Here is a 24,448-nt window from a genome sequence, read left to right as displayed (position 1 = left end):
ATGCCCTACCATCTGACTGCTTTATTCCATGGCTATTTGGCCGTTGAATGGCAAAAAATTATAAGTTGCAATCCTGAACCAGTTTAGTTTATAATTATAAATAAGATTCTGAACATACTATCCGGTAGGTATAATAGAAAGGGGGAGCATGATGGATTTTTCATATTCAACGAAAGTGAAAGAACTGCAGAACAAGCTGATTGCCTTTATGGACGAACATGTTTATCCAAATGAGGCAACGTATAAGGAACAGTTAAACCAGCAAGCGAGCAGGTGGGAAGCGATTCCGCCAATTATGGAAGAATTGAAGCAAAAAGCCAAAGCGGCAGGTCTATGGAATTTATTTTTACCAGAAAGTGACTATGGTGCTGGTTTAACGAATGAGGAATACGCACCACTTTGTGAAATCATGGGAAGGTCATTGATTGGCCCCGAAATATTTAATTGCAATGCACCAGATACAGGAAATATGGAGGTGCTTGCTCGTTATGGTACTGAAGCACAGAAACAACAGTGGTTAGAGCCACTATTGGCAGGGGAAATTCGGTCTTGTTTTTCCATGACCGAGCCGGATGTCGCGTCAAGTGATGCGACGAATATTGAAGCAAGCATTATCCGCGATGGAGACGAGTATGTTATCAATGGACGGAAATGGTGGTCGTCAGGTGCAGGAGACCCGCGCTGTAAAATTGCCATTGTCATGGGGAAAAATGATCCAGACGCTGCGAAGCATAAACAACAATCTATGATTCTTGTTCCACTGGACACACCTGGCGTTACGATAAAACGAATGCTTCCGGTGTTTGGTTATGATGATGCACCACACGGACATGCAGAAATTGATTATGAAAATGTACGTGTTCCAGCAGAAAACATGATTTGGGGTGAGGGCAAAGGCTTTGCGATTGCTCAGGGACGGCTTGGACCGGGGCGAATTCATCATTGTATGCGGTTGATTGGTGCAGCAGAGCGAGCGCTTGAAGATTTATGTAAGCGTGTTCAAAGTCGTGTTGCTTTTGGGAAGAAAATTGCTGACCAAGGTGTTGTTCAAGAATGGATCGCTGAATCGCGAATCGATATTGAACAAGCACGTTTACTAACGCTGAAGGCGGCATACATGATGGACACCGTTGGTAATAAAGAAGCCAAAGCAGAGATTGCCATGATTAAAGTTGTCGCGCCAAACATGGCATTGCGGGTCATTGATCGGGCGATTCAAGCACATGGCGGTGCAGGGGTTAGTGATGATTATACTTTGGCAAATCACTGGGCCAATGCGCGAACATTACGGCTGGCAGATGGTCCGGATGAGGTGCATCGCCGCCAGATTGCCAGACTTGAACTTAAAAAATATCGATAAAGGAGAAATCTAGATGAGCGTATTTGATTTATTTAAATTGGATGGAAAAACAGCCATTGTGACTGGTGGCGGACGCGGATTAGGGGAACAAATTGCCCGCAGTTTTGCAGAAGCAGGTGCCAATGTCGTTGTCTGCTCTAGAAAATTAGCACCCTGTGAACAAGTGCGAGACCAATTAAAAGAAGAATTTGGTGTCGATTCATTGGCTTTCCAATGTAATATATCCAATCGGGAAGATGTCAAAAAAGTAGTCCAGGGTACCGTTGATCATTTTGGGTCGATCGATATTCTTGTGAATAATAGTGGAGCAACGTGGGGTGCCAGTGTGGCAGATATGCCATTTGAAGCATGGCAAAAGGTAATCAACACAAACGTGACTGGAACATTTTTGATGAGTCAGGAAGTCGGCAAAACAATGATCAAACAAAATCAAGGTAAGATCATCAATATTGCCTCGATAGCGGGATTTGGCGGTACCGATCCAAGGTACATGGATACGATTGGTTACAATACGAGCAAAGGTGCGATTATGACGTTTACTAAAGATTTGGCAGTGAAATGGGGACAATACAAGATTAATGTCAATGCGATTGCACCGGGATTTTTCCCGACAAAAATGTCAAACGGGCTGCTGGAATTGGGAAAAGATAAAATCATCGAGGGTACACCACTAAACCGCTTGGGCAATGATGAAGATATCAAAGGTGTGGCCTTATTCCTTGCCTCAAAGGCTTCCGATTTCGTCAGTGGTGATATTTTAACTGTTGACGGTGGGGCACATGCATACTAAGCAGGGTCTACCCGGTGATTTTAACTAGTGGGGTTGGTGCAATGAAAGATAAAATTATGGAACAGAGTGTATTACTATTTGAAAAGAATGGTTTTAGCCATACATCGATTCAGGACATCGTCAATGAATTGGGAGTGACCAAAGGAACGTTTTATTACTACTTTTCCAGCAAGGAAGAGTTGTTAATGGAAATTCAAGAAGTATATATCACTAATTTATTGCGACGGCAGGAGCAAATTATTGAAAATGATCAACTTTCGCCAAAAGAAAAGTTGATTGATATTGTTAATTTACTGGTAACCGATATTACAGCGAACGGCGCAAGTGCACGTGTCTACTTTCGTGAATTACGTCATTTAAATCAGGAAAACATGAATAAAATTAAGCAAAAACGAACCCGATTTCGTCTTAACTTAGAACAAATCATTCGTGTTGGAATAGAACAGGGAGAATTCAAACAGGATATCCGGATTGATATGGTGACATTTGGCATACTGGGAATGACCAATTGGAGCTATAACTGGTTCAATCCGACGGGAACCGTATCACCGAAGGAACTGGTAACGATTTATACTGATATGATTTTGAAAGGGATCGAGGACTAATGGGAAGGCAGTTGTTCCCCTATTGACAAGTTATATTGTAAAAATTATGGAATAGGATAGATATACTTGCTCATCGTGTGAATTTTTTTATTTTGGCAAGGCGCAAGAAGGAGCTGAAAACCATGAAACAGGCATTTAACGATACGATATCGGTCCGTAATGGAGAAGAACTTGATCATAAGTCATTGGAAGAATTTGTACGCGCGTCCATCCCAGAGGTTCCAGATAAGCCGATGGAAATGGAACAGTTTAGCGCAGGTCATTCCAATTTAACGTATTTATTGCGGTTTGGATCGTGGGAAGCGGTACTTAGAAGGCCACCTCTTGGACCGGTTGCACCGAAAGCGCATGATATGAAACGGGAATATACTATTTTAAACAATTTGCACCCACGATATAAAACAGCACCGAAGCCATACGTTTATTCCGACAACGAGCAAATTATTGGTAGTCCCTTTTTCATTATGGAACGAAGAAAGGGCGTGGTGGTGGATACCTCGTTTCCAGCAAACATAACCTATAGCCCGGAATTAGGACAAAGAATTTCCAATGTCATGGTTGATCAATTAGTAGCCTTGCACCAGGTAGATTACCAGAAAACAGATTTGATCAACCTATCGAGACCGGACGGGTTTATAGAACGTCAAGTGGGTGGTTGGATTAAGCGCTATGAACGGTCAAAAATGGAGGAAATTCCTGGGGTTGAAACATTGACCAAATGGATTCGAGAAAATATTCCAAAGTCACCTGCACCTACTGTGATCCATTATGATTACAAGTTAAACAATGCAATGTTTTCTAATGATTTTCGTGATATGGCTGGTCTATTTGATTGGGAGATGACGACAATCGGGGATCCATTGGCAGATCTGGGTGTCGCTTTAGCCTATTGGATGCAGAATGATGATCCAGAGCAGTTGAAAACCGGGTTGGGTAAACCGCCAGTAACGATCCGTGATGGTTTTTTCTCGCGTAGTGAGTTTTTGGAAGCGTATACAATTAGAAGCGGTCGTGATGTGTCGACTATTCATTTTTATCTGACGTTTGCCTATTTTAAACTCGCTGTCATTTTACAGCAAATCTATTACCGGTATGTGAAAGGGCAGACAAACGATACTAGATTCGCTCATTTCAATCACTCGGTTGCAAGTTTAATGCAACATGCACTGCAATCGACCAAAGGCGTGTAAGGAATGAAAGTTCATCTTTTATTAAAAAAAGAAGAAATTGACCATGAAAAAATGGATGACAATAAAATTGCGGTAGTCTTTGATGTACTGCTGGCAACATCGACAATTACGGCCTGCCTCGACTATGGGGCAAAGCAGGTCATTCCTGTGCTGGATGGGGTGGAAGCACGAAAAACGGCTAAGCAATTTTCACCAGAGGATGTTGCCCTTGTTGGGGAATATAACGGAATAACCATTGATGGCTTTTTGGATCCGGCTCCTTTGCAGTTAAAAGATCCGGTCAAGGGTAAGACGGTCGTGTTATCAACAACCAATGGTACGGTGGCTATACGTAAAGCTGCTTCAGCTAAAGAAGTCTATGTTGCCTCCATTTTAAATGGGGAGACGGTGAGTAAGGAAATTGCGGAACGGTACACGGACGAGACGATTATAGTTGTTTGTTCGGGTTCCAAAAATCAATTTTGTATGGAGGATTTTTATGGGGCTGGGTATTTTATCAATCAACTTATTTCTGCTAGCAACAAGCCAGTAGACTTAACGGATAGTGCCCAAGCCGCTAAGTTGTTCTATGAAAATACGAAAACTAACCATGTAGTTCAAGATTCACGGGTTGGCAGGATGCTGACAAAATATGATTTTGAGGATGATCTTGCCTTTATTAATCAAGAGGGGCTGCTTCCAGTTGTTCCTCATTTGATTGACGGGAGAACGATTCAAGCAGTAAAAACGCCTCCCATAAATAGAGAAGTCGGTTCATGAATTTTTTTTAATTCGCAAAAAAGGGTCAAAGATTGTATAGGAATGTCCGTTCCAATTGTAAACGCTATCTAAAATATTAATTTTAGGAGGAATGATGATGGATAAAGTCTGGTTAAAGCATTATCCGGAACATGTCGCAAAGGAACTGGAAATACCGAATAAATCCCTGTCGGCAATGTTAAATGAAACAATTGCTAACTATGGCGATCATAAGGCGATTCATTTTTATGGCAATGAAATAACGTATCATCGTCTTGGTGAACTGGTAAACGCGTTTACTGCTGCTCTTCAGGAAGCTGGAATAAACAAAGGGGATCGAGTGGCAATTATGCTGCCGAATTGTCCACAATATGTGATCAGCTACTTCGGCATTTTACAAGCTGGCGGGATTGTCACACAAATCAATCCGATGTTGGTTGGGAAAGAATTGGAATATATCTTGACCGATTCAGGTGTCAAAACCGTCGTAGTATATGAGCCGTTGTTACCAGCTTTAAATGAAGTCATGGATAATACTGCTGTGAAGCGGGTAATTAAAGTTAACTTGGAGGACAGGGAAACAGACGACGGGTTGGCAACAGAATTTCAGGCATTTATGAAAGGGGCAACAAAACCGCCTGTTCCGACTGAAATCGATGCATATGAAGATATTGCGATATTGCAATATACAGGTGGTACAACGGGACGTTCCAAGGGGGCCATGCTCACCCATAGCAACCTACTGGCAAATGTGATGCAATCGTATGAGTTTTTCCAGGATACATTTGATCCGGGAAATGACCGGGTACTAACGGTTATTCCGCTGTTTCATGTATATGGCATGACTGCATGCATGAATCTCGCTGTTTTTACGGGGGCTATGAGCATCATGCTACCACGGTTTAACCTTGATGAGGTACTGCAAACGATCAAGGATACACAACCAACCAAGTTTCCGGGTGTGCCAACGATGTATATTGCATTGCTGAACCATCCAGATGTTACTCCGGAAGACCTTGGCAGTCTGAAGGTCTGTAACAGTGGCAGTGCTCCAATGCCAGGTGAGATCCTCCGTCAATTTGAAAGAAAAACAGGAGCCATGATTTTAGAAGGCTATGGTTTATCGGAAACGTCACCATCAACTCACTGTAATCCCAATTTTGGTCCTAGAAAGCCCGGAAGTGTAGGAATTGGCTTTCCATCAACAGCGTATAAAATCGTTGACCTGGCTGATGGAATCAACGAACTTCTACCAGGAGAAAGTGGTGAGGTTGTTATCAAGGGCCCACAGGTGATGAAAGGCTACTGGCATATGCCGGAGGAGACAGCATATGCGCTTCGGGACGGCTGGCTTTATACCGGCGATATCGCTTATATGGATGAGGACGGATTTCTATTCATTGTCGATCGGAAAAAAGACATGATTATTGCCAGTGGTTACAATATTTATCCGCGGGATGTGGAAGAAATCATTTATGAACATCCGGCCATCCAGGAGGCTGTTGCTGTAGGTGTTCCCGATCCATACCGGGGCGAAACGGTTAAAGTAGTGGTTGTGCTAAAAGAAGGCCATGTATGTACGCAGGATGAATTAATCGCGTATTGCCGGCAAAACATGGCAGCCTACAAAGTACCGCGAGTGGTGGAATTTAGAAAAGAATTACCAAAAACCAATGTTGGGAAAATACTAAGACGAAAAATTAGGGAAGAATCGGTGTAGGCGGAGTAGACTTTATACGCACAATGGTTCAGGAGATAAACGAAATTTGTCAAATTGGCCAACTGGATTTTAGATAGCGATTGGAGGAACATGTATATGCGCAGTTGGAGAGTAACCAAGCTAGGCGAACCAAAAGATGTCTTGGCATTACAAGAACAGCCCCGTCCAAAAGTGGAAGCTGGCAAACTATTAATCGAGGTGGAGGCGTCATCGCTTAACTTTTTTGATATCCTGCTTTGTCAGGGAAAATATCAGGAAAAACCGCCAATCCCGTTTACACCGGGGGCGGAAGTGTGTGGTGTCATCCGAGAAGCAGGGGAAGGTTGCCAACTGATACCGGGACAACGTGTGATCGCCACACCGGAATTGCCAGCGGGCGCGTTGTCGGAATGGGTTGCTGTTCCGGAAACTTCGGTTTATGCGATTCCAGACTCAATACCTGCAAGTGAAGCGGCAGGGATGTTTATCACCTATCAGACGGCCTATTATTCGTTAGCTTACCGTGCAAATTTACAAAAAGAAGAAGTCCTGCTTGTTCACGCGGGTGCGGGTGGTGTCGGATCTGCTGCCATCCAGCTGGGAAAAGCGAAAGGAGCAAAAGTAATTGCTACTGCCGGCGGTCCAGAAAAAATGCAAATTTGTAAAGAGCTTGGTGCGGATGTGGTGATTGATTACAAGGCAACGGATTTTGTCAAACGTGTGAAAGAAGAGACGAATGGACGGGGGGCTGATGTAATATTTGATCCCGTTGGCGGTGATATATTCGATCGTTCTCGGAAATGTATTGCTTTTGATGGCCGAATATTAGTAATCGGTTTTGCAGGTGGGCGAATTTCTGATGCCCCGGTAAACCATGCATTGGTCAAAAACTATTCGATCGTTGGTGTGCATTGGGGGCTGTTTCGTAAGTTAAATCCAAGCGAGGTGGTAAACGTTCATAACCAGCTAATGGAGCTTTATGAACAAGGGGATATTCGTCCACTAGTTTACCAGGAATATGATTTTGCTCATGTTCCCAGTGCTTTGGAAGTGTTGGCTGATCGAAAAACATATGGAAAACTAATTGCAAGACCCTAGATAAAGGAAAGGATGAAGAAATGCGCTTATCAAATAAGGTTGCCGTTGTAACCGGTGGTGGCGGGGATATTGGCAAAGCTACAGCGTTGCGGTTTGCAAAGGAAGGGGCCACGGTCATGGTCGCTGACGTCAATGAAGAAAATGGCCAGGAAACTGTTCGGGCCATTAGAGAAAAAAATGGGAAAGCCGAATTTATTCGTACCGATATGACCAATTCTGAAAACGTGGAACGAATGGCGGAAAAAACAGTGAATAAGTTCGGACGGATTGATATTTTATACAATAATGCCGGAGTCAATGCGGAGGAAAAAAAGATCCCGGATGTAACGCTTAACGAATGGCAACAAGTAATGGACATCAACATCACCGGTGTATTTCTTGGATTGAAATACGTACTCCCGAAAATGAAGCCAGGGAGTTCTGTGGTTAATACAGCTAGTATTGCTGGGATAAAGGGGCAAAAACTTGTCGCTGCATATTCTGCTTCTAAGAGCAGTGTGATTGCTTTAACGAAAACGGCTGCAACCGAAAACGGCCGGAAAAATATTCGGGTGAATGCGGTAGCTCCAGGGATTATTGATACAAAAATGGTGGATGATTGGAAGAAGACAGATAAGTGGTCTGTTTTATCAACTGCCAATGCATTACGCAGAATCGGTAATCCGGAGGAAATTGCCAATGCGGTACTTTTTCTGGCATCGGATGAGGCGTCCTTTATTACAGGTGAAATTTTGGTAATCGATGGTGGGACGTTGAATATGTAAGAATACCCGTTCATGTGCATTCAGCATACCTACCGTTCAGTATTTAAAACCATAAAAAGGAGGAAAAAACCAATGCATTTACGTTTAACTGATGAACAAAAAATGGTCCAGCAAACGATTCGTAAGTTTGTGGACAAAGAATTAAAGCCACTAGAAAATGATGTATTGCGAAATGAACGTGAAGGGAAGCAGAGTCTATCGTCAGAAAAAATGGAAGAACTGCAATTAAAAGCAAAAGAGGCTGGGTTTTGGGGGATTAATACGCCCGCCAACTATGGTGGTGCTGATCTTGGGCAAATGATGATGGCAATCGTATTAATGGAGGTCGGTAAAACGTTCGTACCTTTTAAATTCGGTGGCTCCACCGATAATATACTTTATTATGGGAATAAAGAACAGAAGGAAAAATATTTAATTCCAACCATCAATGGTGATAAGAAGTCGTGTTTCGCCATGACGGAGCCTGGGGCAGGATCAGATACAAGAAATATTAAAACGACTGCTGTGAATGATGGCAACGAATGGGTCATTAATGGTGAAAAAACGTTTATAACTGGTGGAAATGAAGCTGATTTTGTAATGGTGATTGCGATCACCGACAAAGAGCGTCACCAGAAAACTGGCAGAGAAGGGGTGACCTGTTTCATCGTTGACCGAGATATGGGTTGGAAATCAGAATACATTCATACCATGGGTGAATGGGGTCCTGCTGGTCTTGTGTTTGATAATGTACGCGTACCGGAAGAAAATATACTCGGCGAGGTACACGGCGGATATAAACTTGGTCTGGAATGGATTGGCTTTGCCCGCTGGGTGGTTGGTGCTACAGCAGTTGGTGCGTCTGAGCGCTTGTTACAAATGGCGATTGATTATGCCAAGGAGCGGGAAACTTTTGGCAGACCAATTGCCGATTATCAGGCTATCCAATGGCAAATTGCCGACTCCGCAGTAGAAATTGAGGCAGCCAAATGGATTGTATTGAATGCCGCATTTACCCTTGATCAAGGGGAAGACAATCGTCATTTAGCTTCCATGGCGAAACTTTATGGATCCAACATGGGTAACCGGGTAGTCGATCGTGTCCTGCAGATTCATGGTGGAATGGGATATACCAAGGAACTGCCAATTGAACGCTGGTATCGTGAGGCACGTTTATGGCGGATCTATGATGGTACAGATGAAATTCAACGGTTGATCATTGCTAGAAATCTATTAAAAGGTAATGTAAAATTAGGACAGTTCATGTAATTTTTACTAGAGGAGGTTTATGATGACAAACAGATTTGCTGGAAGAGTAGCTTTTATAACAGGCGGCAGCCGTGGTATTGGAAAAGGGGTAGCAAAAAAGTTTGCTGAAGACGGTGCCAAGGTAGCGATCATTGATATTAACGAGGAAGCATTAAACGCCACAGCACAAGAATTTAAGGATAAAGGGTATGAAATTCTAACGAAGACAGCAAATGTTGCGAATGCCAATGAAGTAGAAGCAGCCATGGAAGAAGTGGTAAATACATTCGGTTCTCTGGATATTCTTGTGAATAATGCTGGGGTACTTCGGGATAATCTACTATTTAAAATGACAGATGATGATTGGCAAATGGTAATGGACGTCCATTTGAAAGGATCGTTTAACGCTGCTCGGGCAGCACAAAAGTACATGGTAAAAAATAAGTATGGACGCATCATCAATACATCATCTACATCCGCACTTGGCAATCGTGGTCAGGCAAACTATTCAACAGCAAAAGCTGGATTGCAAGGGTTAACGAAGACATTGGCGATTGAATTAGGTAAATTTGGGATTACAACAAACGCTGTTGCCCCAGGCTTTATTGAAACGGACATGACTAAGGCAACCGCAGAACGCATTGGCATCTCGTTTGAGGATTTGGTGGATGCAAGCGTCAGCGCCATACCAGTCGGCAGAAGCGGCAAGCCAGAGGATATCGCGAATGCAGTCGCGTTCTTTGCGGATGAAGCGTCCTCGTTTGTAAACGGGCAAGTCATCTATGTTGCTGGCGGACCAAAAGACTAAAACTGTAAGGGGTGCATGCATATGTTTACAAAAGCCATTGGCAAACGGTCGGAAAAAGTGAAAAATGTGGTGGAACGAGGAATGGTGAAAAAGTTCGCGGATTCTATTCATGATGTTCATCCCATTTTTGTTGATGAAGCGTATGGCAAGAAGTCGCGATACGGGGGAAATATTGCACCACCAACCTTTCCACGTGTGTTTGAATATGGGGAAATTAATGGCTTAGCCTTGCCGAGTAAAGGATTAATTCACGGGGAGGAAACGTATCATTATGAACGTCCATTATTGGTCGGGGAAACGATTTATTGTTATACAGAGGTCGCTGACTACTATGAAAAGACAGGTAATAATGGGTTAATGGGTTTTATTATTTTAAAACGATATGGAGAAGACCCACAAGGCGATACGATTTTTACCGAGGAACAAGTAGTTATTATTACGGAAGCGGTAAGAAAGGAATTGGTCTAATGAAACAATTACTGGATTTACAGCAAGGGGAATCCCTTTCAGAGGTAACACTTGCCCCAGTATCTAGAATCGATTTGATTAAATATGCCGGTGCATCAGGTGATTACAACCCCATTCATACCATCGATGACGAGGCCAAAAAAGCGGGATTGCCCGGTATAATCGCCCATGGCATGTGGACAATGGGCAACTTGGCAAAACTGTTCACACCCTATTTGGAATATGGGTTTGTGCAGGATTACCAGATCCGGTTTGCCGGGATGGTTTTCTTGGAAGATATACTTACGTTAAGGGCGGAACTTCAGGAAGCAAATGATAATAAGCGAATCTTCAAGGTGAAAGCAGTCAATCAGGATGGAAAAGATGTGATTAAAGGAAAGGTCCAATTTTTTATGTATGAATGAAAGGAGTGACAGGATGCAAGCAACATATGATATCGAAGTGTATGTTCGCTTTTGTGAAACGGATGCAGCTGGTCACGTGAACAATGTCAGTTATTTTTTATACCTGGAGGAAGCGCGTACAAAGTTTTTTCAGGCACTGGGAATGCATTCAAATGACGGCAGTTCTTCACTAAATTTTATCCTGGCATCCACCACATGTGATTATGTTGCACAGGCATATGCCGGTCAGCAACTAAAGGTATCGAGTTCCATTGACAAGATAGGTACGAAAAGCTTTCGTATCCATCACGTGATAACGAACGCAGACACACAACAAGTCATTGCGAAAGGATCAGCAACGACGGTTTGCTTTAATTATGTGGAGCAAAAGACGGTTGTGATCCCGGACGTTTTACGGAAAAGTCTCGAAAGTTACACTGTTGACCATGTTATTGGTTAACCAAACCAATAAAAGTGCTTCATCCCGTGTGAGAAATAATCCACACACAGGATGAAGCACTTTTAATTCGTATGAAATGCATGTTAGACAGATACCGTTTTTACTATGGCTAATTTACCAGCAATGGACTCCGTTAACTCTCTGGTCGTTTTTGGAACAAACGATTTTAAAACAGGATTAATAACAGGTCCCATCACGCCTTTAGCGGAAACACCCAGATAGCTGGTTATTTTTGTCCTATTTCCTGGTAATGCCATAGCTTTAAAATAGCCGCTACCCTTCACGTTTTCTGTTAATCCAGTTAACTGGAAGGTTACTTTTTCTGGTTCCTGCCAGTCGGTAATATCAATTCTTAGATGTACCGTTTTTTGAACAAATCCAACTTCTCCTTTAAACTTCCATGTTGATTGACGTTCGTGCATAATGTGGTGTTCCATGTATCCTGGTACTAATGGTGCCCATTTATTCATATCACTGACAAACGCCCAAACATGCTCGATTGGAATGTCCAATTCGGTTTGATGTGTTCCACTTGGCATGTTGTTTTCCTCCTTATTTTATGATCGATTTCAATGTTGTATTGAAATTAACTAATTGATTTTTATCTGCCTGATGATTATATGCAGCGAAATAATTGCTTAGAACATTTAATCCAATGCATCGTAAAATTCATTGATAATCGTATTTTCCAGTTTACCATGACGCACGTGATAAACTTTTTGATTGATCATGACTTCACTCCCATATGGAATTATAAAGTCCATTTTATCTTCTTCATATAAATAAATGGTGCTTGCACGCATGGGCATGTAGCCTGGTTCATCATTCATTACCCGCGAATAACTATGTTCGGAAAAATATTGAATAAGTAAATTGATTTTATCCTTGTCTGTTGTACTTTTGTAGGTATTACCATGAGGAACTTTCACACGTATCTTGGTGATGTGAGTTGGATCGATTTCCAACGTGGTAGCAAAATCATTGGAACTTGTTGCATAGAGGATGATACCCGAAGACGTTATGAAGCAGACTACAGCAACGGCAATTACAATGATTTTCTTCATCTCATTCACTTCCCATCGATCATCTTATCTCTATTATGAAGGATGGATAGGAAAATGAAATTGACCTACATCAATTATTGACATGAAATGCCTTTGTTCCTTAGTAAACAGTGGGGGAAGAACATGTCACTGAATGAGTTTCACTTTATTCGCTGCACCATCCAGAATAAGGCAACTTTGGCAGGTGTATACGTTGCAAGTGGAGCCCTGTTCAGCACGTCATTGGATAAAAAGTTGGGTAACATCGGCTGTTCCACATGTACTTGCGCTTGCTGCATTTTCCATGGCTGATGGTGGATGCCTACTTGATAGAGACGGTGCTGTTTCTTCGTCCATAGGAAATAGCGCTCGGCAAGCCAATAATTTAGACTATTCGTTTCAGGATAAAATGCTTCTCCCGTTGGCTGATAGCTTGCTTTAAATGCAGCATGTGAACCGAAGCGCTGACTTTCAAACGTAAACGTGTGCTGATCTTTTTTCATTCGCATATTTGCGTAAAAATAAGGCAATGTCGCCATTCGTGCTCCAAGCACCGCATGAACCTTGCTTGCATCCAGACTGAAAAAGTAGACACCTTTGATACCTCGACATTTCACATATGTCCGTACGTTTAACTCAAGGAATGTGTGAAAGTACGGAGCTCTTGGTAGCTTGCGTAAGCGCATCCGGCGAACACGGAATGGAATAAGCGAAATCCAGGCCTCTTGGTTATAGGTATCCAGTTCTAACCCGTGTGGAATGTACTCTTTTAATGCTTGCTTTGATACGGGCCAGTGAAGGAATAGAATGTTTTCCCATGTTTGCGTCATAACCCATGGGCCGTTTGGCAAGTCAAATTCCCGATGGTTAGTGCTGGTTAATAAATTGTTATGCATGGCAGCGTAAACCTCCAGTAACTTTAAACAACGTTTCTTTTCAATTATTAGTTTGACGGAAACAAAAGGAATCATACCGTTTTGTGTCAAAATATCATCATCAATTTAAAAGATATGTGTTGTCTGCCATGAAGCGTTATCAGCAAAAGGCTTTTGATAAAAAGGATTACTCGAAATATAACTATTCTATTGAAATATTAAAAAATTAAACTATAATAGAGAGAATTAGGGAGGGATAAAAAAATGAAAACGATGGAAAAAATTAGTTCATTTGCAGGTAATACATTTGCCTTATGGGTTATTTTATTTGCACTATTAAGTTTCTTCTTTCCGGGTGGATTTGCTTGGATTGCACCGCATGTATCCCTGCTTCTCGGGGTGATTATGTTTGGAATGGGGTTAACCCTGACACTGAGTGATTTTAAGGCCGTGTTACAAGTACCCAAAAGTGTGATTATTGGTGTGTTGGCGCAGTACATTATCATGCCGTTGTTAGCATATGGGCTGGCTACCGTATTCCAGCTCCCTCCAGAAGTAGCGGTAGGGGTTATTTTAGTCGGGTGCTGTCCTGGTGGAACTGCCTCAAACGTCATGACGTTTCTAGCAAAAGGGAATACGGCACTGTCGGTCACGATCACGTCGATTTCAACATTGCTGGCACCAATTCTGACGCCAACGTTAACATTGCTATTGGCAAGCAAATGGCTGCCGGTATCAGCAGGAAGCATGTTTATGTCGATTGTAAAAATCATTTTGATTCCGATCGTATTGGGAATTGTTATTAGATTATTGTTCCAGAAGCAGGTTGAAAAAAGTGTTGCAGCGTTGCCATTGGTTTCTGTTGTTGGGATTGTTGCAGTAGCTGCAGCAGTTGTTGCCGTTAACACGGAGAATATCGTAAAAGAAGGCCTGCTGATTTTCGCAGTTGTTGTTTTACATAACGTATTAGGTCTGGCAATCGGCTTTCTCTTAGCAAAAATGCTGCGTTTGGACTTATCTGATCAAAAGGCTATTTCGATTGAGGTTGGTATGCAAAATTCAGGTCTCGGTTCCAGTCTGGCGCTAGCTCACTTTGCACCTGTTGCCGCTGTACCGAGCGCTATTTTCAGTGTCTGGCACAATATATCAGGTCCAATCCTGGCTACTTGGTGGGGGAAAAAAGTCGAAGATGGTATCATACCAACCCATACAGATAAAACAGCATAAATAAAAAATGAAACAAGAAAGGATGTACACACATGACCAAAGATTTACGAATAAAAAGTCAAGTGTTCAGTGAAGGGGCAATGAAAGCTCCAAACCGCGCTATGCTGCGTGCGGTAGGTGTGACGGATGAGGATTTCAAACGTCCAATGATCGGAGTTGCCAGTACATGGAGCGAAGTGACCCCATGCAATATCCACTTGGATGATTTAGCTATTAATGCAAAAAAAGGAGCTAAAGAAGCGGGAGGCGTTCCGCTTGTATTCAATTCCATCACGGTTTCGGACGGGATCTCAATGGGAACACAAGGAATGCGTTATTCACTGCCAAGTCGTGATGTTATTGCGGATTCGATTGAAACGGTTGTAGGTGCAGAGAATTTGGACGGATTGGTTGCGATCGGTGCGTGTGATAAGAATATTCCCGGCTGTATGATTGCCATTGCCAATGCTGAAGTTCCGTCAGTATTTGTTTATGGTGGAACGATTGCCCCGGGGTCTTACCAAGGAAAAGATATTGATATTGTCTCCGTATTTGAAGGCGTTGGCAAGCACAATAATGGGGATATCGGTGATAATGAATTAAAAGGAATCGAATGTCATGCCTGTCCTGGTGCCGGTGCATGCGGCGGCATGTATACAGCTAACACCATGGCCTCAGCGATGGAAGCAATTGGCATGAGTTTGCCGGGAAGCTCGTCTAACCCAGCAGAATCGCCTGAAAAAGCAAAGGATTGTATCGCAGCAGGGGAAACGGTCTACCATCTACTTGAAAAAGGTATTTATCCAAAAGATATCATGACCAAAGAAGCTTTTGAAAATGCCATGACCGTTGTAATGGCGCTTGGCGGATCGACAAATGCCATCTTACATTTATTGGCGATCGCCCATGCTATAGAGGTAGATTTGACGATTGATGATTTTAATCGTATGCAGGAAAAGGTCCCGCACCTTGCTGATTTAAAGCCAAGCGGAAAGTACGTCATGCAGGATCTTCATCGGGCTGGTGGTGTACAGGCAGTCATGAAAATGCTTTATGAAGCTGGCTACCTGCATGGCGACTGTTTAACGGTAACTGGAAAAACAGTTGCGGAGAATTTAGCTAATGCTCCATCTCTAACAGAGGGTCAAGATGTGATTATGCCATTTGACAATCCGAAGCGGGAAGACGGTCCTTTAATCGTACTAAAAGGAAATCTATCTCCAACTGGTGCCGTTGCAAAAGTTTCCGGATTGAAAGTAACCCATCATACTGGTCCTGCACGGGTATTTGATACCGAGAAAGAAGCAACAGACGCAGTTATGAACAATGAAATTCAAGATGGTGATGTGATCATCGTACGTTATGTAGGACCAAAAGGTGGACCAGGGATGCCTGAGATGTTGTCTCTTTCCAGTATCATTGTTGGAAAAGGGTTGGATGAAAAGGTAGCATTACTTACTGATGGCCGTTTCTCAGGCGGTACACATGGCCTTGTTGTTGGTCACATTTCGCCGGAAGCACAAGATGGTGGCCCAGTTGCTTTTGTTAAGGAAGGTGATCTTGTCACCATTGACTCAGATAAAAAGGAAATTTCTATGGATGTTTCCGAAGAAGAATTGGAGCGTCGCAAGCAGGATTGGGTCGCACCGCCATTGTATAAAAAAGGTATCCTGGGCAAATATGCACACAATGTTTCCTGCGCGTCTAAGGGTGCTGTGACAGATTATCTGAATAGGTAATGCAAAGGGTTTTGTAAAGTTAGCAAAGGAAAGCTGCTAGTCTGGTAAAGTCTGGACTGGCAGTTTTTTTATGATTGATGAACAGTTAGATAAAGACATTCCAGTGGTATTATTTGGTTATACATATATCTTTCAATTTTTTTCATCATGTCGAGGCTCTGCAGAAATCATATTAACACTCATGCTATATATTTTTGTAACATCGGAGAGAGGGAGATTCTATCCTTGAAGCCGCCTATTAAGATGAAACGATTTTAATACTCATGGATAAGAATGGGCATCATTAATATTCGGATAACAGCTAATTTTCCATTTATTTTATTGACAGCGCTTTCAATAGACGTTAAAATGTTTTTACTGGACCAACCACTGGGCAACCTGGAGGGGATTAGGTGTGTGAAAATGACATTCGAACCAATCGCTAAGAAACGAATCTATCATGAGATTATCCGGCAAATAAAACTCTCCATTGTCAATGGACAGATAAATCCGGGAGAGCAATTGCCTTCTGAACGGTACTTAGCTGATGCCTTATCTGTTTCAAGAACTTCCGTCAGGGAGGCTATCAGTGTACTTGATGCGTCTGGTGTGGTAACGATCAGGCCCGGTGTGGGTGTCTTTTTAAAAGATGATCCAAATGTAGATATTCTATTAACCATCAATTCAATCTTAAAGGAATCGTTCAATCTGGTCGAAATTCTCGAATTCAGGAAAGCTGTCGAGGGAGATGCTGCATATTACGCAGCACAAAGAAGTACACCGCAGGAATTGGGTGCTATTCAAATCGCTTTTGTTGCGCTTGAGTCAGCTGTTATGCAAAGGGAAATTGCTGCAAATGAGGACTATGCGTTTCATATGGCGATTTGCAAGGCTGCAAAGAATTTGATTTTGCAAAAGGTGATTTTCTTTATTTCCGATGCCCTGCTTGATGGTTTAAATGAAAGCCGTTCGAAAACGTTACAAACACCAGGGAAAAGCGAGGTTGTACTAGAGGAGCATCGGCGGATTTACGAAGCGATTCGTAATAAAAACGCTGCATTAGCACGCAAAGAAATGTGGGAACATTTAGAACAAGTAAAAGTCCGTTTTACCCCACTTTTAAGAGAAAGTAGACTTCCATTTCAAAACTTTGAGGTAAAACAAAAAAGATAAGTGGGACTCAACTGCCCTAAAGGTCCGATTCTGTTCAACTAACATTAAGTGGGGGGAGGAAGGGGACCCCACTTAATGAAGTTTTATTTTATGCCACATTAACCGAGGTTTCTCACTTGATAAAATTCATTCTGTGTGCTGACTTGATCAAAAAAGGGGGTAATCAGATATGGGAAAAGAAAATACAATGGAGAAGCAAGAACAGGTGATTGACAGTGAAGGGATTTCCACTGTGCGTAATTATATCGGTCCTATGGCCATTGTGATATCTATTTTTGCTGTGGTTTGGGCGGTTTTTACCATTTTTGTTTCCAGCTTTGGTGTAATGATGGAGATCAAGTCTAGGGCATGGTTTTTGGGATATTTGCTGATCATGATTTTTCTCCTGGTACCAGCGAGAAAAAATGAAAAAGGAGACAGGAGACTGCCGAGTGTGTGGGACTGGTTATGTATCGCGGCAACAATCGTTTCTGTTAGCTATCTTTTGCTTAATTATGATGGTTTTGTGAATATGGCTGGTCTACATATTCCCGCGGATTTTTGGTTTGGCGGGCTTGGTATTTTGGTGACATTTGAAGCGGCAAGAAGGTCTGCTGGTATTGTCATGACCATTCTGGCTTTTATATTTTTGCTTTATAACTTTATGGGTCCGTATATTCCAGGCGTCTTTGGACATGCGAACCTTGGGTTGAACCGGGTTATTGATAATTTGTGGTGGGGAACACAGGGCATATTTGGTATCGTATTGGGTGTTGCGAGCACCTATGTTTTTGTGTTTATTGTGTTTGGTGCCTTTTTAAGAAAAAGTGGATTTATCGATTTTATTACCAATCTGTCTATGGCCATCGCTGGTAGAACGGCTGGTGGTCCGGCTAAAGTTGCGGTAATTGGCAGTGGTTTTATGGGTATGATCAATGGCAGTGGTGTCGCAAATACATCTGCTGTTGGAACGGTAACCATCCCGTTGATGAAAAAAACTGGATTTACCGGACATTTTGCTGCGGCTGTGGAATCGGTTGCCGGCACAGGTGGTGTCATTGCGCCACCAATTATGGGGGCTGCGAGTTTTGTGATGGCAGAATATCTGGGGATTCCTTATCGCCAGATTATGCTGGCTGCGCTAATTCCAGCTATACTCTATTTCACTATGTGCATGATGTCGGTGCATTTTGAAGCGAAAAAGATGGGGATTCATGGCCTATCGAAGAATCGTTTGCCAAATGTATGGAAGGTCTTAAAAGAAGGCGGGCACTTAATCATCCCCGTTATCATCATTATCATCTTGCTCGTATCAGGAACAACACCTTTATATGCGGCGGTATGGTCGATGATTGCGACGATTGTTGTCAGCTGGTTTAAAAAAGATACTCGAATGGGACCAAAGGAAATTTTCAAAGCCTTGGAAGAAGGTGCGAAGGGGGTTTTAACAGTCGGGGCTGCATGTGCGATTGTTGGAGTTGTCATCGGTACAATCTCATTAACGAGTGTCGGATTAACATTAGGAAATAACATCTTAGAGCTAGCGGGCAATCATTTGCTGCTTGTCGCTCTTTTAACTATGCTTATCAGTATCCTGCTGGGGATGGGAGTGCCGGTAACTGCATCGTACGTCATTACGGCAACTATTTCAGCTCCTTTGCTGGCAACCATGGGTGTTCCGCTTTTAGTTGCACATATGTTTGCATTCTTTTTCGCGGCGCTGTCGGATATTACACCACCAGTTGCATTGGCAGCGATGGCTGCTTCTGGAATTGCCGGGGTCCCGTTCTTTAAGGTTGCATTTACTGCAGTTCGACTTGGTTTTATCGGTTTTGCGATTCCATATTTCTTCCTCTATAATCCTGTTCTGTTATTTCAGGATGGGAGTCCATGGGAAAGTATATTAGCGGGAATTATAGCAATGATTGGAGTTACTGTATTGGCAGCCGCCTTTTCCAATTGGTTTTTGGATAAGTTGAATCTCCTGCAAAGAATACTGCTGGCGATCTCTGGCGTTTGCTTGATCATTCCAGAGTTGTCAAGCGATGTGGTGGGTATCGTTATTATTGTTGCTGTGTTCATGTGGCAAAAAATAGGCATGTCGAAAGGGGGAAGTGTCACCGAATCAGTTGAAGCAAATTAAAGTTTAAAATGAACAGGGAGGTTTTTTATATGAAGCGTTCTATTTTTCTCAGTTTACTGATCCTCATTTTATGTTTTTTGCTTGCAGCTTGCAGCAGGGGTGGTAGCACGAGCTCAACCTCAAGTGATAGTGGAAAATCGGAGTATGACGAAAGCGGACCGATTGATATTCAAATTGGTTCCGGCACCCAAACGGGGAATTATTACCCGCTTGGTGCCGCGCTGGCAAAAATGTGGGGAAACAATGTAGACGATGTGAAGGTATCTTCCCAGGCAACGGATGCCAGTGTGCAAAACCTGCAGTTAATGAAGCAAGGAGATTTGCAGATAGGATTTACGATGCTTGACGCGCTTTCACACGCATATAATGGCACTGATGAATTTAAAGATAATCAGTACAAGGATGTACGCGTCCTAGCAGCATTATATCCGAATGTTGGTCAGGTGGTAGCTCGAAAAGGAACGGGTGTTGAGTCTGTTGCTGATTTTAAAGGGAAAGGTTTCGTTCCGGGAGCTACGGGTAGTGCAACGAATGTACTTTCCAAAGTTATTTTGGATGCTTACGGGATGACCGAGGACGATGTCAAAGCGCAATACGTTGGCTTCTCAGAAGTCACGGATTTAATGAAAAACAAGCGAGTTGCTGGTGCACAGTTGACTTCTGGCCTTCCTACTTCAGCTATCGTGGAAATTCTAGCAACAGCGAATGGCGAGCTAATCAGCATGGATGAAGAACAGATAAATGCTTTAACCGAAAAATACCCTGTATATCATAAAGAAACAATTCCTAAAGGGACATATGATGAGCAGGACAAAGATATCCAAACTGTTGGTGTTACCAATGCACTTGTTGTTCCAAAAGACTTGCCTGAAGAAACAGTGTATCAATTAACGAAAACGATGTGGGAAAATATTGATCAACTCCGAGATAGTGTATCCACAGCAAAAAATATGAAATTAGAAAACGCAACGGATGGGCTTGCGGGAGTCCCACTTCATCCAGGTGCAAAAAAATATTATGAAGAAAAAGGGTTATTGAAGTAGAAAGTGGAATGACGTCTATCATTTACTGCATTTAATACATTTAATTGAATGGATGTATGATAGGGCAGAGGCTGGATTGGCAAAGAATATGATGTATGATTATGTGATTGGCGGTGGCGATGCAGCTAAGTGAGGCCCAACTAAATGACAAAGTGTGGTTCTTGAAAAGGAGGTGGAGATTTCACAACATAAGACTGGTCGTAATAACGGTATGGTTCATTCTGGAATACTAGGTGCTAATCGACCCGGAGCCGGACTAGGTCTACCTTGGTATAAACACAATAAAGGTTTACAAAAAAACACCTTGATTACCAGTCAAGGTGTCTCTTCATCAGCTTTATTATTTAATCAATTGCTCTTTATCCTCGACCTCCACTATCCAATCAAAAGGATCGGCTTCCCGTCCGTATTGGATGCCAGTCAATGAATCATATAACTTTTTGGCAATATCCCCGGTTTTGCCTTGGTTGATGATAAAATCTTCGTCTTGCCATGAAAGCTGGCCAATTGGGGAGATAACGGCAGCGGTACCTGCGCCAAATGCTTCTTCCAGTGTACCGTTCTTGTTGGCTTCATACAGCTCATCCATAGAAATTTTTCGTTCCACGACAGGAATGTCCCAATGTTTCAGTAATTGAATGACTGAGTTGCGGGTTACCCCTTCTAGGATACTTCCGTTTAACGCCGGAGTGACTACTTCACCACTGATTTTGAAGAATACGTTCATGCTGCCGACTTCTTCAATATACTTCTTTTCAACACCGTCCAGCCATAATACTTGGGCGAATCCTTGATCTGCAACCATTTCTTGTGCCTTCAGACTGGAGGCATAGTTTCCTCCGGTTTTTGCTTCCCCTGTTCCGCCTAGTACGGCCCGTACATATTGGCTTTCTACGGCGATTTTTACTGGATTAATGCCCTCTTTATAGTAGACACCTACAGGAGATAAAATAACAATAAATTTATAATGGCCGGATGGCGCCACACCTAGATATGGTTCGGTTGAGATAATAAAAGGACGAATATAAAGGGATGTTCCTTCAGCAGTTGGTACCCAGTCCTTATCAACAGCAATAAGCTGTTTGATGGCGTGAAGGGCAAATTCTTCATCTATTGCCGGAATGCAAAGACGACTATTCGATCGGTTTAATCGCTGCATGTTTTTTTCAGGACGGAACAACTGAACTTTTCCTTCCGATGTCAGGTAGGCCTTCAATCCCTCAAAAACAGATTGTCCGTAATGAAAGATCATTGCTGAAGGTTCTAATGTAAGCGGCTGATACGGGACAATTCGCGCATCATGCCAACCCTGGTCTTCTGAATAATCCATTATGAACATATGATCTGTGAAAATTTTTCCGAATTCTAAATGGTCAGGCTCCGGTTTTTCTTTTTTCGTATTACACAGGGTGATTTGAATTGACTGTTCTTCCATGGCACTATCTCCTTGTTATTTATTCAACTTAGTTTCATGATAATCAACAAATGATTAAATACTATTGTATTACTTCTAGGAATACAATTACAACCCTTTATAATGAAAAAATTTATACTTTTCATTATCTTACTCGGGAACTCCATTATTTTTACTACAGGTGTATTTATCCCGCATTAACGGGCAGTAAGACCAAGTCAATTGCATGACAAAGGTCCGGTTCTGTTCTCAGCCAGGAGGACGCAGGTCACAAAGGCGTTTCAACTCAGATGCCTGAGTATTTAACCTTTGTTCCTCTATTTTAAGTAGGGGAGAAAGGGCAGGTTTAAACCGTCACGTCCTGTGCGTCGAAAACCTCTACTGAATGAAGTTTCACTTTAAGTCTCTTTTCATCAATCTTTACGTTTGGAAAAGAAGATATTTTTGAGAGAATCCCAGTTTTCAAAATTTACCTTGATTTTTCAATTTTTTCGGGTTAAAATACTCTTTATATCAATTGGAATTTGCTAGACAAGCATGATTATATAATAGTTGCTTGATAGACTTTTATATGGAGAGGGGTTTGTCTTAATTGTGGTAAAAAGTAACTAGTGACGTCATGCTGGAATGGTAATTCTGTCAGGGTAATTATATTATTTTAATAAAAATGGGGGTATTACGATGAAGTCAATATTCGGAATGTTCATTACTGTTGTGAGTGTAATGGTATTAATTACATTGGCAGCCTGTGGCGGAGGCAGTGATGCGTCAGGTTCTACAGATGGTGGTTCGGGCGACATTTCCGCAAAAATCGGGGTCGTAACATTTAAGAGTGGTTCAGGAGCTGCTTATGGGGAGGCGATCACAAATGGTTTGGAGATGGCCCAAAAAGAAATCAATGAGCAAGGTGACGTCAATATTGACTTGGTGATTGAAGACTCTGCCGGAGAACCGGATCAGGCGCTTTCAGCTGCACAGAAGCTCATAAATTCAGAAAATGTAACGGGAATTATCGGGCCAACGCTAAGTACCGAAATGGAAGTGGTTGGTCCTGTTGCCGATCAAAACATGGTGCCAATTATGGGAACATCAAATACTGCAGAAGGAATTCCACAAATTGGTGATTACGTATTCCGTGACTCTATACCTGAAACATTAGCAATTCCGGCTTCGGTGGAAAAAGCAGTTGATAAGTATGATGCAAAAAAAGTAGCAATTATGTACGGGAATGATGATGTATTTACCAAAGCTGGATATGATTCGATGAAAAAAGCTGCCGAGGATTTGGATCTTGACGTTCTTACTACCCAGACATTTCAACAGGGTCAGTCGGATTACAAAGCACAACTTACAAAGATTAAACAGTTAGACCCGGATGTCATTCTTGCTTCTGCTCTCTACAATGAAGGTGCAGTTATTATGAAACAAGCTCGTTCATTAGGAATCGATGCCCCATTTGTCGGTGGAAATGGGTTTAACTCACCGGAAGTTATTGATATCGCAGGTGACGCTGCTGACGGTTTAATTGTTGCTACACCATGGTTTACTGGCAAGGATGATCAAAAAGTACAAGATTTTGTCAAAGCATACAAAGATAAATATGGCAAAGAGCCTGACCAATTTGCTGCACAGGCCTATGATGGGCTTTATATTATGGCAGATGCTTTAAAGCGGGCAGGAGAAGCTGATCGTGACAAACTGCGTGATGCTTTAGTCGAAACGAAAGACCTGGAGGGAGTACTGGGAAATATTTCATTAGATGACGAAGGTGATGTTGTGATGGACCCTGTTGTGTTAACTATTAAAGACGGAAAGTTCCAGGAAATGGAATAGGAACTCGTTGCATGACGGGTAATGAAATGATTGCAGACCCTGCTATAGAAGGATATTTCTTGTGATCTATGAAACTATAAAATTTACGCTTGTAAATAACTAGGTAAATCAGTTGAGCCACGTCCGGCTCCAGCGTTAAAGCCAAGCAAACTTCACACTTCTCCACGCAGATCAAGTCAATATCGGTTCAGGGGAAGAAGTTCGGTTAAAACTGCGACGTCCTGTCGCAACACCGAACTGATCTACATCCTGTAGCCCCGAGTTCACCGTGTTTGTTTTATCTCATTGCGAATGAAGGTGAGGATCGGCTAACTTTGCCGCTTTGTGCGGCAACGCCTACCCGCCCTGCTTGCAGGGCGTAGTTTGTACATGGGCCTGCCGGATGCAGGTTATGCCGACAGGACGTGCCGAACTTAGTCGGCGTTCCTTAG

The 24,448-nt window shown here is 42.5% G+C and carries 23 protein-coding genes; 19 read left to right on the top strand and 4 right to left on the bottom strand.

Going from position 1 to position 24,448, the window contains the following annotated elements; all coding sequences use genetic code 11:
- Positions 1-151: 151 nt before the first annotated feature.
- The 13 genes from WMZ97_RS05445 to WMZ97_RS05385 all read left to right on the top strand — a co-directional run bounded on the left by WMZ97_RS05445 (position 152) and on the right by WMZ97_RS05385 (position 11,590).
- Positions 152-1,360 (top strand): acyl-CoA dehydrogenase, encoded by a 1,209-nt coding sequence (locus WMZ97_RS05445; protein WP_343271104.1) that lies wholly within the window; start codon positions 152-154, stop codon positions 1,358-1,360.
- 13 nt (positions 1,361-1,373) lie between these two features.
- Positions 1,374-2,150 (top strand): SDR family oxidoreductase, encoded by a 777-nt coding sequence (locus tag WMZ97_RS05440; RefSeq protein ID WP_343271054.1) that lies wholly within the window; start codon positions 1,374-1,376, stop codon positions 2,148-2,150.
- A 41-nt stretch (positions 2,151-2,191) separates the two neighbouring features.
- Entirely contained in the window at positions 2,192-2,755 is a 564-nt protein-coding gene (locus tag WMZ97_RS05435) for a TetR/AcrR family transcriptional regulator (RefSeq protein WP_343271053.1), read from the top strand.
- 122 nt (positions 2,756-2,877) lie between these two features.
- Positions 2,878-3,945, top strand: a complete 1,068-nt coding sequence (locus tag WMZ97_RS05430; RefSeq protein WP_343271052.1) for a phosphotransferase family protein — start codon at positions 2,878-2,880, stop codon at positions 3,943-3,945.
- 3 nt (positions 3,946-3,948) lie between these two features.
- Entirely contained in the window at positions 3,949-4,704 is a 756-nt protein-coding gene (locus WMZ97_RS05425) for a 2-phosphosulfolactate phosphatase (RefSeq protein WP_343271051.1), read from the top strand.
- Positions 4,705-4,798: 94 nt separating this feature from the next.
- Positions 4,799-6,403, top strand: a complete 1,605-nt coding sequence (locus WMZ97_RS05420; RefSeq protein ID WP_343271103.1) for a long-chain-fatty-acid--CoA ligase — start codon at positions 4,799-4,801, stop codon at positions 6,401-6,403.
- Between the two features lie 96 nt (positions 6,404-6,499).
- Positions 6,500-7,480, top strand: coding sequence for an NADPH:quinone oxidoreductase family protein (locus tag WMZ97_RS05415; protein WP_343271050.1), 981 nt, complete (start codon positions 6,500-6,502; stop codon positions 7,478-7,480).
- A gap of 20 nt (positions 7,481-7,500) precedes the next feature.
- Entirely contained in the window at positions 7,501-8,244 is a 744-nt protein-coding gene (locus tag WMZ97_RS05410) for an SDR family NAD(P)-dependent oxidoreductase (RefSeq protein WP_343271049.1), read from the top strand.
- A 72-nt stretch (positions 8,245-8,316) separates the two neighbouring features.
- Positions 8,317-9,492, top strand: a complete 1,176-nt coding sequence (locus WMZ97_RS05405) for an acyl-CoA dehydrogenase family protein (protein ID WP_343271048.1) — start codon at positions 8,317-8,319, stop codon at positions 9,490-9,492.
- A 22-nt stretch (positions 9,493-9,514) separates the two neighbouring features.
- On the top strand, positions 9,515-10,279 hold the full coding sequence (locus WMZ97_RS05400; RefSeq protein WP_343271102.1) for an SDR family oxidoreductase: 765 nt from the start codon (positions 9,515-9,517) through the stop codon (positions 10,277-10,279).
- Between the two features lie 21 nt (positions 10,280-10,300).
- Positions 10,301-10,747, top strand: coding sequence for a MaoC family dehydratase N-terminal domain-containing protein (locus WMZ97_RS05395; protein ID WP_343271047.1), 447 nt, complete (start codon positions 10,301-10,303; stop codon positions 10,745-10,747).
- The gene (locus tag WMZ97_RS05390; RefSeq protein WP_343271046.1) at positions 10,747-11,151 is read left to right on the top strand and encodes a MaoC/PaaZ C-terminal domain-containing protein; all 405 of its coding nucleotides are present in this window, start codon (positions 10,747-10,749) and stop codon (positions 11,149-11,151) included. The genes WMZ97_RS05395 and WMZ97_RS05390 overlap by 1 nt, the downstream gene beginning before the upstream one ends.
- Before the next feature lie 13 nt (positions 11,152-11,164).
- Positions 11,165-11,590 (top strand): acyl-CoA thioesterase, encoded by a 426-nt coding sequence (locus WMZ97_RS05385; RefSeq protein ID WP_343271045.1) that lies wholly within the window; start codon positions 11,165-11,167, stop codon positions 11,588-11,590.
- An 83-nt stretch (positions 11,591-11,673) separates the two neighbouring features.
- Here WMZ97_RS05385 and WMZ97_RS05380 read toward each other — a convergent pair whose 3' ends face one another.
- The 3 genes from WMZ97_RS05380 to WMZ97_RS05370 all read right to left on the bottom strand — a co-directional run bounded on the left by WMZ97_RS05380 (position 11,674) and on the right by WMZ97_RS05370 (position 13,529).
- Positions 11,674-12,129, bottom strand: coding sequence for a CoxG family protein (locus tag WMZ97_RS05380; RefSeq protein WP_343271044.1), 456 nt, complete (start codon positions 12,127-12,129; stop codon positions 11,674-11,676).
- 108 nt (positions 12,130-12,237) lie between these two features.
- On the bottom strand, positions 12,238-12,654 hold the full coding sequence (locus WMZ97_RS05375) for a hypothetical protein (RefSeq protein WP_343271043.1): 417 nt from the start codon (positions 12,652-12,654) through the stop codon (positions 12,238-12,240).
- Between the two features lie 140 nt (positions 12,655-12,794).
- Complete coding sequence (locus tag WMZ97_RS05370; RefSeq protein WP_343271042.1) at positions 12,795-13,529, bottom strand: YqjF family protein; 735 nt, start codon at positions 13,527-13,529, stop codon at positions 12,795-12,797.
- 243 nt (positions 13,530-13,772) lie between these two features.
- Here WMZ97_RS05370 and WMZ97_RS05365 point away from each other — a divergent pair, with 243 nt between their 5' ends.
- The 5 genes from WMZ97_RS05365 (at position 13,773) to WMZ97_RS05345 (ending at position 20,770) form a co-directional block, all read left to right on the top strand.
- Positions 13,773-14,735, top strand: coding sequence for a bile acid:sodium symporter family protein (locus tag WMZ97_RS05365; protein WP_343271041.1), 963 nt, complete (start codon positions 13,773-13,775; stop codon positions 14,733-14,735).
- Between the two features lie 32 nt (positions 14,736-14,767).
- Positions 14,768-16,453 (top strand): dihydroxy-acid dehydratase, encoded by a 1,686-nt coding sequence (gene ilvD / locus WMZ97_RS05360; protein ID WP_343271040.1) that lies wholly within the window; start codon positions 14,768-14,770, stop codon positions 16,451-16,453.
- A 402-nt stretch (positions 16,454-16,855) separates the two neighbouring features.
- Entirely contained in the window at positions 16,856-17,605 is a 750-nt protein-coding gene (locus tag WMZ97_RS05355; RefSeq protein WP_343271101.1) for a FadR/GntR family transcriptional regulator, read from the top strand.
- 169 nt (positions 17,606-17,774) lie between these two features.
- Positions 17,775-19,727, top strand: a complete 1,953-nt coding sequence (locus WMZ97_RS05350; protein ID WP_343271039.1) for a TRAP transporter permease — start codon at positions 17,775-17,777, stop codon at positions 19,725-19,727.
- A 29-nt stretch (positions 19,728-19,756) separates the two neighbouring features.
- Entirely contained in the window at positions 19,757-20,770 is a 1,014-nt protein-coding gene (locus WMZ97_RS05345) for a TAXI family TRAP transporter solute-binding subunit (protein WP_343271038.1), read from the top strand.
- 340 nt (positions 20,771-21,110) lie between these two features.
- Here the strand turns inward: WMZ97_RS05345 and WMZ97_RS05340 are convergent, their stop codons facing one another.
- Entirely contained in the window at positions 21,111-22,205 is a 1,095-nt protein-coding gene (locus tag WMZ97_RS05340) for a branched-chain amino acid aminotransferase (RefSeq protein WP_343271037.1), read from the bottom strand.
- A 660-nt stretch (positions 22,206-22,865) separates the two neighbouring features.
- Between WMZ97_RS05340 and WMZ97_RS05335 the strand changes: the two genes are divergently transcribed.
- A complete protein-coding gene (locus WMZ97_RS05335) occupies positions 22,866-24,017 on the top strand; it encodes an ABC transporter substrate-binding protein (RefSeq protein WP_343271036.1) in 1,152 nt (383 codons plus the stop codon).
- Positions 24,018-24,448: the final 431 nt, after the last annotated feature.

Source organism: Lentibacillus songyuanensis (genome assembly GCF_039548255.1).
GTDB classification, from domain to species: domain Bacteria; phylum Bacillota; class Bacilli; order Bacillales; family Amphibacillaceae; genus Lentibacillus_C; species Lentibacillus_C songyuanensis.
The sequence above is the reverse complement of the archived record's forward strand: the minus strand, read 5'-3'. Positions and strand labels throughout refer to the sequence as shown.

Bases quoted from the DNA above. Each gene is read 5' to 3' on its own strand.
- WMZ97_RS05445 (WP_343271104.1), top strand. From the start codon at position 152: ATGGATTTTTCATATTCAACGAAAGTGAAAGAACTGCAGAACAAGCTG.
- WMZ97_RS05440 (WP_343271054.1), top strand. From the start codon at position 1,374: ATGAGCGTATTTGATTTATTTAAATTGGATGGAAAAACAGCCATTGTG.
- WMZ97_RS05435 (WP_343271053.1), top strand. From the start codon at position 2,192: ATGAAAGATAAAATTATGGAACAGAGTGTATTACTATTTGAAAAGAAT.
- WMZ97_RS05430 (WP_343271052.1), top strand. From the start codon at position 2,878: ATGAAACAGGCATTTAACGATACGATATCGGTCCGTAATGGAGAAGAA.
- WMZ97_RS05425 (WP_343271051.1), top strand. From the start codon at position 3,949: ATGAAAGTTCATCTTTTATTAAAAAAAGAAGAAATTGACCATGAAAAA.
- WMZ97_RS05420 (WP_343271103.1), top strand. From the start codon at position 4,799: ATGATGGATAAAGTCTGGTTAAAGCATTATCCGGAACATGTCGCAAAG.
- WMZ97_RS05415 (WP_343271050.1), top strand. From the start codon at position 6,500: ATGCGCAGTTGGAGAGTAACCAAGCTAGGCGAACCAAAAGATGTCTTG.
- WMZ97_RS05410 (WP_343271049.1), top strand. From the start codon at position 7,501: ATGCGCTTATCAAATAAGGTTGCCGTTGTAACCGGTGGTGGCGGGGAT.
- WMZ97_RS05405 (WP_343271048.1), top strand. From the start codon at position 8,317: ATGCATTTACGTTTAACTGATGAACAAAAAATGGTCCAGCAAACGATT.
- WMZ97_RS05400 (WP_343271102.1), top strand. From the start codon at position 9,515: ATGACAAACAGATTTGCTGGAAGAGTAGCTTTTATAACAGGCGGCAGC.
- WMZ97_RS05395 (WP_343271047.1), top strand. From the start codon at position 10,301: ATGTTTACAAAAGCCATTGGCAAACGGTCGGAAAAAGTGAAAAATGTG.
- WMZ97_RS05390 (WP_343271046.1), top strand. From the start codon at position 10,747: ATGAAACAATTACTGGATTTACAGCAAGGGGAATCCCTTTCAGAGGTA.
- WMZ97_RS05385 (WP_343271045.1), top strand. From the start codon at position 11,165: ATGCAAGCAACATATGATATCGAAGTGTATGTTCGCTTTTGTGAAACG.
- WMZ97_RS05380 (WP_343271044.1), bottom strand. From the start codon at position 12,129: ATGCCAAGTGGAACACATCAAACCGAATTGGACATTCCAATCGAGCAT.
- WMZ97_RS05375 (WP_343271043.1), bottom strand. From the start codon at position 12,654: ATGAAGAAAATCATTGTAATTGCCGTTGCTGTAGTCTGCTTCATAACG.
- WMZ97_RS05370 (WP_343271042.1), bottom strand. From the start codon at position 13,529: ATGCATAACAATTTATTAACCAGCACTAACCATCGGGAATTTGACTTG.
- WMZ97_RS05365 (WP_343271041.1), top strand. From the start codon at position 13,773: ATGAAAACGATGGAAAAAATTAGTTCATTTGCAGGTAATACATTTGCC.
- ilvD (WP_343271040.1), top strand. From the start codon at position 14,768: ATGACCAAAGATTTACGAATAAAAAGTCAAGTGTTCAGTGAAGGGGCA.
- WMZ97_RS05355 (WP_343271101.1), top strand. From the start codon at position 16,856: ATGACATTCGAACCAATCGCTAAGAAACGAATCTATCATGAGATTATC.
- WMZ97_RS05350 (WP_343271039.1), top strand. From the start codon at position 17,775: ATGGGAAAAGAAAATACAATGGAGAAGCAAGAACAGGTGATTGACAGT.
- WMZ97_RS05345 (WP_343271038.1), top strand. From the start codon at position 19,757: ATGAAGCGTTCTATTTTTCTCAGTTTACTGATCCTCATTTTATGTTTT.
- WMZ97_RS05340 (WP_343271037.1), bottom strand. From the start codon at position 22,205: ATGGAAGAACAGTCAATTCAAATCACCCTGTGTAATACGAAAAAAGAA.
- WMZ97_RS05335 (WP_343271036.1), top strand. From the start codon at position 22,866: ATGAAGTCAATATTCGGAATGTTCATTACTGTTGTGAGTGTAATGGTA.